The sequence below is a fragment of the Actinoalloteichus spitiensis RMV-1378 genome, from assembly GCF_000239155.1.
Classification (GTDB): Bacteria; Actinomycetota; Actinomycetes; order Mycobacteriales; family Pseudonocardiaceae; genus Actinoalloteichus_B; species Actinoalloteichus_B spitiensis.
On sequence record NZ_AGVX02000704.1, the window covers coordinates 1 to 6,185 of the forward strand.

Here is a 6,185-nt window from a genome sequence, read left to right on the forward strand (position 1 = left end):
GGGCGCCGGTCCGGCGCCCGCCCGTCGGTTCTGGTTCCGGCGTCAGCCGGTCGGGGCGCTGGAGGGCACCTCGAGATCGTTCGCGCTCACCGTCTCCTCCTCCGGCGGGGCGGCGATGTCCACCGGCTCGCCCCATCCCGAGTAGGTGATGACCGTGGTCGTGGCCTGCTCCTCGGCGCCGGGGAGCGCCTGGTCGACGAGGAGCTGGACCGGCAGGTCGGCCTCGTTCAGCCAGATCTGCTGCTCGATGGTGTCGACACCCTGCTGCGCCAGCATCTGCATGGTCTGGGCCTGCATCTCGTCCTGCACCAGCTCGCCGGCCCTGGCCACGTCGAGGCTGATGGTGTAGCGGGTGGCCTGCTGGCCGTTGACCTCCTCCTCCGCGCTGTCCACGATGGAGAGGGCGTCCCCGGCCTCCTGCAACGCGGCCATCGGGTTGCCCGAGGCGGCTGCCTGCTGGCCGAGCATCTGGAACAGCGCCCCGGCGCCCGTGGCCTCCTCGTTCGGGTCGATCCGCAACCAGCTCTTGCCTGGCTCGAACTCCTGTCCCAGGTTCAGGTACATGATCTGGTCCACCTGCACGGACTGCACCGGGCTGGGGGAGTCGGGGACCTCCATGGTCGTGGCGCTGTCCACCGCGCCGTTCTCCTGGTACTCCAGGGCGCCCTCGCCGCTGATGCTCGCGCCGGCGGCCTGACCCTCGACGAGGAGGGTGACGGTGCCCTCGGCCCTCATGGCCTCGTTCATCCGCGTGATGAGTTCGCCGGCGTCGCCGTGTTCACCGGAGCCCTCGGCGTCGCCGCCCTCCGCTTCCTGGGACGCGCCGGGAGCGGTGTCCTCGGCGGTGTCCTCCGCGTTCCCGCAACCTGCGGCCACCCCGGCCAGGGCGACGGCGAAGGCGGCGATCGTCGTCTTGCGCACTGAGAATCTCTTCCTCTCACTTCACCCGAGTGCTCTTCGTCGCCCGAGTCTTCCGAGATGGACGTACCACGAGGGCGACGGGTTCCCACCGTCACACGATCACGTTGGTGGCTTTCCCACTCGAGTGAAGATTCAAACCGCGCTGTCACGGGGAGTGCGTGATCCTCGGGTTCAACTCATCCTTCGGGGTCCTGGCCAGCGCGAGAGAGCAGCAACCGGCGCAGGGATTCGAGCCTGCTCCGGGAGCCGTCGCCCTCGTCGACGTGCCGGTCCAGGTGGCAGTCGGGGTCCTCGGGCGCACCGAGGTGGCCGCAGTGCGGGGGGCATTCCTCGGCCGCCTCGGCCAGCCCGGGGAACGCCGAGACGACGTCGTCCGCGCTGATGTGCGCGAGACCGAACGACCTGATGCCGGGGGTGTCGACGACCCAGCCCCCGCCCTCGAGCGGCAGTGCCACCGCCGACGTCGAGGTGTGCCGTCCCTTCCCCACCGAACTGACCTCGCCGGTCGCCCGTCGAGCGCTGGGCACCAGGTGGTTCACCAGGGTGGACTTCCCGACCCCGGAATGCCCGACCAGGGCGGAGACCCGCCCGGCCAGCCTCGCCCGCAACTCGGCCGGCTCGGCGTCGTGGCGGGTGACCACGACGGGCAGGTCGAGGCCCGCGTAACTGGTCAGGGTGGAGTCCGGGGAGGCCAGGTCCGACTTGGTCAGGCACAGCACCGGTTCCAGGCCGCCCGCGTAGGCGGCGACCAGGCAGCGGTCGATGAACCCGAGCCGGGGCGGCGGATCGGCGAGAGCGGTGACGATGACGAGCTGGTGGGCGTTGGCCACCACGACCCGTTCGTAGGGGTCGGTGTCGTCCGCGGTCCGCCGCAACACGCTGTCCCGGTCGGAGACCCGGACGATCCGGGCCAGGGTGTCGGCGGCTCCGCTGGTGTCGCCGACCAGGCTGACGCGGTCGCCCACCACCACGGGCGTGCGTCCCAGCTCCCGGGCGCGCATGGCCGTGACGAGCCGGTCCGGGTCGGCGTCCAGCGCGCACGTCCACCTGCCCCGGTCCACGGCGGTGACCAGCGCCGGGACCGCGTCGGCGTGGTCGGGCCGCCGCTTGCTGCGCGGCCGCGACCCGCGCCGGTTCGGGCGTACCCGGACGTCGGACTCGTCGAGTTCCCGCCAGCTGCGCCGGCTCACCCGACCACGCCCTCCGTCCGCTCGGCGCCGGAGACGCCGGCCTCCCCGCCGAGCATGGCCGTCCACATGCCGGGGAAGTCGGGGATCGTCTTGCTCGTGGTGCCGATGTCCTCCACCTCGACGCCGGGGACCCGGAGACCGATCACGGCGCCGGCGGTGGCCATCCGGTGGTCGGCGTAGGAGCGCCACGGGCCGCCGCGCAGCGGCGCCGGGTCGATCTCCAGCCCGTCCTCGGTCTCCCGGGCTCGGCCTCCGAGCCCGTTGATCTCGTTCACCAGGGCCGCGAGCCGGTCCGTCTCGTGGCCCCGGAGGTGGGCGACTCCCCGGATCCGGGACGGGGTGTCCGCAAGGGCGGCCAGTGCCGCGACGGTCGGGGTCAGTTCGCCGGCCTCGTGGAGGTCGGCGTCGATGCCGAGGAGGCGGTCCGGGCCGGTCACCGTCACCCCCCGGTCGTCCAGGACGACCTCCGCGCCCATCTCGGCCAGCAGCCCCCGGAACAGGTCACCCGGCTGGTGGGTCGTCGACGGCCAGTGGGCGACGGTCACCCGGCCGCCCGTGGCGGCGCCGGCGGCGAGGAACGGGGTGGCGTTGGACAGGTCGGGTTCGATGTCCCAGGTCCGGGCGCCGACCGGACCCGGTTCCACCCGCCACACGTCCGGCGTTGCGTCGTCCACGGTCACCCCGGCCTCGCGCAGCGCCGCCACCGTCATCACGACGTGGGGCATCGACGGCACCGGGGGGCCCGCGTGGCGGATCGTGAGCCCGCGGTCGTAGCGGGCGCCGGCGAGGAGGAGACCCGAGACGAACTGGGAGGACGCGGAGGCGTCGATGGTGACCTCGCCGCCGGGGAGGTGGCCGGTGGCTCGCAGGGTGAAGGGCAACCGGTCACCCACCACCTCGGCTCCGAGGTCGCGCAGCGCGGTCAGCACCGTCGTCATCGGGCGGACCCGGGCCTGCGGATCACCATCGAAGTGGACGGGACCGTCGGCGAGGACCGCGGCGGGGGGGACGAACCGCATCACCGTGCCCGCGAGACCGCAGTCGACCTGGACGCCGCCGCGCAGCGGACCGCCGGTCACCTCCCAGTCCCCACCGTCGAGGTCGCGCACGCCGATGCCCAGCGACCGCAGCGCCTCCGCCATCAGGACGGTGTCCCGGCTCCGCAGCGGGTTGCGCAGCACCGAGTCCCCCTCCGCGAGGGCGGCCAGCAGCAGCGCGCGGTTGGTCAACGACTTCGAGCCGGGAACCGAGACGGTCGCACCGACGGGTCCTGCCGCGCTCGGCGCGGGCCACAGTTCTGCCATGACCCGATAATCCCGCACCGCCCGCTCCGACCTCGCCCGGCACCGGTGACGGTGACCGGGGACCGGGCCGCCGGGCCGGGTGCCGCCCGGGGAGGGGCCTCACCGGAAGGGCGGGAGCCCACCTGGAGGTGGAGGCACCCGCCTTCACTCGTTCAGGGAAGCCCTGGTCACGCAGCGCCATGAAGTTGCGACACGAACCGCTGTTGGCGCTGGTCATTGGCCCTGCGAGGACGAGGTCCCTGCGTACCGTTGGACGCGGAGGGGGTGCTTCGACGTCGTTCCGACCTGCGGTGGGAGCGACGAAAGGGGAACAGCGTGTGCGGAAGGTATGCCTCGACGCGGAAGCCGGACCAGTTGGCGCGGGAGTTCGGCGCGGTGGACGTCACCGGGGGCGCCGCGCCCGGTCCTGACTACAACATCCAGCCAACCCACCCGGTGTTAGTCATCACCGAAGACCATGCGAACGGGTGGAATCGGTCGGGGGGCGGCCCCCGGGCGGGGCGCATCGTCCGGGTGATGACGTGGGGACTGGTGCCACGCTGGGCGAAGGACCCGGCCATCGGCTCCAGGATGTTCGCCGCGCGCGTCGAGACGGTGGCGGACAAACCCGCCTTCCGCGACGCCGCCGCCACCCGCCGGTGCCTGCTCCCGGCCGACGGCTGGTACGAGTGGTTGCGGGGGCCGGGCCGGAAGTACCCCTTCTACTCCACCCGCTACGACGGGTCGACCTTGGCGATCGCGGGCATCTGGTCTCCCTGGACCGACCCGGAGCCCGGGTCCTCCCGCCGGCTGGACACCTGCGCGGTGCTGACCACGCCGGCGGTGGGCCCTCTCGCCGCGATCGGCGACCGGATGCCCCTGCTGCTGCCGCCCTCGGCCTGGGACCGGTGGCTGGACACGTCCGCTGACCTGGACACCGTCTCGGACCTGATGGTCCCCCCGCCGGCGGCGGAGCTGGCCGCCATCGAGGTGCGGCCGGTGTCACGCGAGGTCAACCGTGCCCAACACCACGGCCCGCGCCTCACCAGGCGCTTCGACTGGGCCAGCGTGACGCCCGACTTGGACACCGCGGCACTTCTTCGGCAAGGATGATCCCCGGACCCACCGGCGGCCCCGGGGCGGAGCGGCCCCGCCGATCGCCGGGACAGCGACGCGGGGAGACGAATCGCCGATGTGCGGTAGGTACGCGATCAGCCTGGATCCGGCGCGACTGGCCGCCGAGTTCGACGCGGTGGAGGGCGCGGAGGGGGCCGTGGGGCCGGACCACAACGTGACGCCCACCCGCCTGATCCCGATCATCGTCGAGCGGTTCCCCGCCGGCGCGGACTCCGAGGACCGCCGGCCGGCGCCGGTGCGTTCCGTCCGGGCGGTGCGCTGGGGTCTCGTGCCCCCGTGGGCTCCGGACCTCACCAGCGGCCCACCCATGATCAACGCCAGGGCGGAGACCATCACCGAGAAGCCCGCCTACCGGCAGGCGGTGCGCCGCCGCCGGTGTCTCGTCCCGGCCACCGGTTGGTACGAGTGGCAGCCCAACGAGTCCGGGAAGCAGCCGTTCCTCAGCGTGCGGCGGGACGGGCGTCCGCTGGCGATGGCCGCGGTCTTCTCCACCTGGTGGCCCAAGGACCAGCCCAAGGAGACCGCCGCCCCGGTGGTGAGCTGCGCGGTGGTGACCACCGGGGCTCAGGGCGAGTTCGCCCGGGTGCACCACCGCATGCCCCTGGTGCTCGGCCGGGAGCACTGGGAGGAATGGCTCGACCCCGGGACGGAGGAGGTCCGTCACCTGCTCGACGACCCGGCGGTGGTCCCGTTGGACGAGTTGACGATGTACCCGGTGTCCAAGGAGGTCAACAACATGCGCAACAACGGCCCGCACCTGGTGGAGCCCGTCGAACTGGAGGACAGCGCCCCGCCCTCGCCCGCCCCGACCCTGTTCGAGGCCTGAGCACCGTGCCGGGCATGGAGGTGGAGACACCGGTCGGCACCGCCCGGGCCGAGGTGCACGGCGCGGCCCAGGACCGGGGTGTGCTGCTGCTCGGCCACGGTGCGGGGGGCGGCACCGACAGTCCCGACCTCGTCACGGCCACGCGGGCCGCGGTGGACGCCGGGGTGCACGTGGTGACGGTCGAACAGCCTTACCGCGTGGCCGGTCGACGGGCGCCCGCTCCAACCCGGCAGCTGGACACCGCGTGGCTCGCCGTCGCCTCCGCGCTGGCCAGCGACCGCTTCCCCGAGCTGCCGCTGTTGTTCGGCGGCCGGTCCTCCGGCGCGCGGGTGGCGTGCCGCACGGCAGGGGCGGGTGGCGCGGAGGCGGTGTTGTGCCTGGCCTTCCCGGTGCACCCGCCGGGGAAGCCGGAAAAGCACCGCCTGGCCGAACTGGACGGAGTCGAGGTCCCGGTCCTGGTGGTCCAGGGGGAGAGCGACCCCTTCGGCCGTCCCGAGCCGGCCCCGCGCCGGCAGGTGGTCCTGGTGGCGGGCAACCACGCGTTGCGCGGCGACCAGGAACCGGTCTACCGGGCGGTCCACGAGTGGCTCGACCGGGTGCTCCGGCCCCTCGACCTGTCGGACTCGACCGCCTGAAGCCCCTGGCTCGCGCCGCGCCGCACGGGCGAGCAGGACCGAACGGCGTACCGCCCGCTCGGGAGTGGAGTGGGCCTGGCCCTCAGGCGCAGAGCGCGGCGGTGGTTCCGTTGGTCAGCCGCACCAGGTCCGCCGGGGCCAGTTCGATCTCCAGGCCGCGGCGGCCGCCGCTGCAGAAGATGGTGTCGAACTC

6 protein-coding genes and 1 pseudogene are annotated in these 6,185 nt (G+C 73.4%); 3 read left to right on the plus strand and 4 right to left on the minus strand.

Annotation, left to right across the window (positions count from 1 at the left end):
- Nucleotides 1–42: 42 nt before the first annotated feature.
- The 3 genes from ACTIDRAF_RS0224225 to aroA all read right to left on the minus strand — a co-directional run bounded on the left by ACTIDRAF_RS0224225 (nucleotide 43) and on the right by aroA (nucleotide 3,415).
- Nucleotides 43–921, minus strand: coding sequence for an SCO4651 family lipoprotein (locus tag ACTIDRAF_RS0224225; RefSeq protein ID WP_016701263.1), 879 nt, complete (start codon nucleotides 919–921; stop codon nucleotides 43–45).
- A 176-nt stretch (nucleotides 922–1,097) separates the two neighbouring features.
- Nucleotides 1,098–2,111, minus strand: coding sequence for a ribosome small subunit-dependent GTPase A (rsgA, locus tag ACTIDRAF_RS0224230; RefSeq protein WP_016701264.1), 1,014 nt, complete (start codon nucleotides 2,109–2,111; stop codon nucleotides 1,098–1,100).
- A complete protein-coding gene (aroA, locus tag ACTIDRAF_RS0224235) occupies nucleotides 2,108–3,415 on the minus strand; it encodes a 3-phosphoshikimate 1-carboxyvinyltransferase (protein ID WP_016701265.1) in 1,308 nt (435 codons plus the stop codon). The genes rsgA and aroA overlap by 4 nt, the downstream gene beginning before the upstream one ends.
- Before the next feature lie 315 nt (nucleotides 3,416–3,730).
- On the opposite strand from aroA, the gene ACTIDRAF_RS0224240 reads away from it, so the two are divergent.
- The 3 genes from ACTIDRAF_RS0224240 to ACTIDRAF_RS0224250 all read left to right on the plus strand — a co-directional run bounded on the left by ACTIDRAF_RS0224240 (nucleotide 3,731) and on the right by ACTIDRAF_RS0224250 (nucleotide 5,992).
- A complete protein-coding gene (locus tag ACTIDRAF_RS0224240) occupies nucleotides 3,731–4,507 on the plus strand; it encodes an SOS response-associated peptidase (protein WP_026066450.1) in 777 nt (258 codons plus the stop codon).
- Nucleotides 4,508–4,586: 79 nt separating this feature from the next.
- Nucleotides 4,587–5,357: an SOS response-associated peptidase gene (locus ACTIDRAF_RS0224245; protein WP_016701267.1), complete on the plus strand. Its 771-nt coding sequence runs from the start codon at nucleotides 4,587–4,589 to the stop codon at nucleotides 5,355–5,357.
- A 14-nt stretch (nucleotides 5,358–5,371) separates the two neighbouring features.
- Nucleotides 5,372–5,992: an alpha/beta hydrolase family protein gene (locus ACTIDRAF_RS0224250; protein ID WP_016701268.1), complete on the plus strand. Its 621-nt coding sequence runs from the start codon at nucleotides 5,372–5,374 to the stop codon at nucleotides 5,990–5,992.
- 82 nt (nucleotides 5,993–6,074) lie between these two features.
- On the opposite strand, the pseudogene ACTIDRAF_RS35180 reads toward ACTIDRAF_RS0224250, so the two are convergent.
- Nucleotides 6,075–6,185, minus strand: a pseudogene (locus ACTIDRAF_RS35180) (Cys-tRNA(Pro) deacylase); the annotation flags it as partial.

Excerpts from the sequence above, each read along its gene's own strand:
- ACTIDRAF_RS0224245 (WP_016701267.1), top strand. The coding sequence starts at position 4,587 with ATGTGCGGTAGGTACGCGATCAGCCTGGATCCGGCGCGACTGGCCGCC.
- ACTIDRAF_RS0224250 (WP_016701268.1), top strand. The coding sequence starts at position 5,372 with ATGGAGGTGGAGACACCGGTCGGCACCGCCCGGGCCGAGGTGCACGGC.
- aroA (WP_016701265.1), bottom strand. The coding sequence starts at position 3,415 with ATGGCAGAACTGTGGCCCGCGCCGAGCGCGGCAGGACCCGTCGGTGCG.